2 protein-coding genes are annotated in these 1,370 nt (G+C 62.9%); both read left to right on the forward strand.

The features are described 5' to 3' along the window. Positions 1-90: 90 nt before the first annotated feature. Entirely contained in the window at positions 91-507 is a 417-nt protein-coding gene (locus tag DVR05_RS27190) for a transposase (protein WP_198659358.1), read from the forward strand. 47 nt (positions 508-554) lie between these two features. Next, positions 555-1,370: IS3 family transposase (locus DVR05_RS27195; protein ID WP_255423128.1), on the forward strand; the 816-nt coding region annotated here is incomplete at its 3' end.

Genomic DNA, 1,370 nt, shown 5'->3' on the forward strand with positions numbered 1-1,370 from the left:
CCCTCAGTGTCAGGCTCAAGCGGGACACACGGGGATAACCTTCACTAACCGACACAAGCAGGGCGAGGACAGGCAACAACCACGGTGACCATGACCAACCACGACCTCCAAGACGACGGGCCCCGAGCCGACCGGCCCAAACGCCGGACCTTCACCCCCGCCTACAAGCTGCAGATCGTGCAGGAGTACGACACGGTCCCCGCCGGCGAGAAGGGTGCACTGCTGCGCAGGGAGGGACTCTACGACTCCAGCATCCAGCTCTGGCGCAAACAGCGCGACAGCGGCGAACTGAGTACCTCGCAGGCAGCCGGGACGACTGCGGGGAAGAAGAAAACACCCGAACAGTCCGAACTGGAACAATTGCGCAGGGAGAAAGCAAGGCTGGAGAGGGACAACGCCCGGATGTCCAAGAAGCTGCAGCAGACCGAAGCAGCCATGGAAATCCTGGGAAAAGCACACGCGCTCTTGGAGATCGTATCCGAGAGCGCGGACTCGGAGAACTCGTAACCGAGATCCGCGGGGACACACGGACCCAACTCGAACCGATCACCGGAATCAAGGAGTCCTGCCGCCTGTCGGGCATCAACCGCTCGACCCACTACCGCAACCGGAACCAGAAACAACCCACCCCGGAAGAACCCGTCAGGACACCTCCCCCCAACCAGTTGAAGACCGAAGAACGCGAACACATCATCGAGGTACTCAACAGCGCGAGGTTCCGGGACAAAGCACCCCGACAGGTGTGGGTGGCCCTCCTGGACGAGGGCACCTACCTGTGCTCGGTCTCCACGATGTACCGCCTGCTGCGCGAACGTGGCCAGAGCCGGGAGCGGCGCGCCCAGGCCACCCACCCGCCCAAGACCAAGCCCCACCTGGTGGCCCGCGCCCCGAACCAGGTCTGGAGCTGGGACATCACGAAACTGCGCGGACCCGGCCCGGGAAGGTTCTTCGACCTGTACGTCATGATCGATATCTACTCCCGGTACGTGGTGCACTGGGAGGTCCACACCAGCGAATCCGGTCGGATAGCCCGCCAGTTCGTGGAGAACTGCATCCGCGCCAACGGGGGGATCGCAGCCGAAACGATCCATTCCGACAGGGGGACCGCGATGACCTCCCTGTCATTGGCCGAACTGCTGTCCATGCTCGGTATCACCAAGTCGCACTCGAGGCCGAAGACCAGCAACGACAACCCCTACAGCGAGGCGGCCTTCAAAACCCTGAAGTACTGCCCGGTGTTCCCTGGGCGGTTCGGATCATTCCAGGACGCCCGACGGTTCTGCCGCTCCTTCTTCGAATACTACAACCACGAGCACTACCATTCCGGGATCGGGCTGCACACGCCCTTCACCGTCCACACCGGGACTGCG

This window comes from Nocardiopsis sp. FIRDI 009 (assembly GCF_003386285.1).
In the GTDB taxonomy this organism is placed as follows: domain Bacteria; phylum Actinomycetota; class Actinomycetes; order Streptosporangiales; family Streptosporangiaceae; genus Nocardiopsis.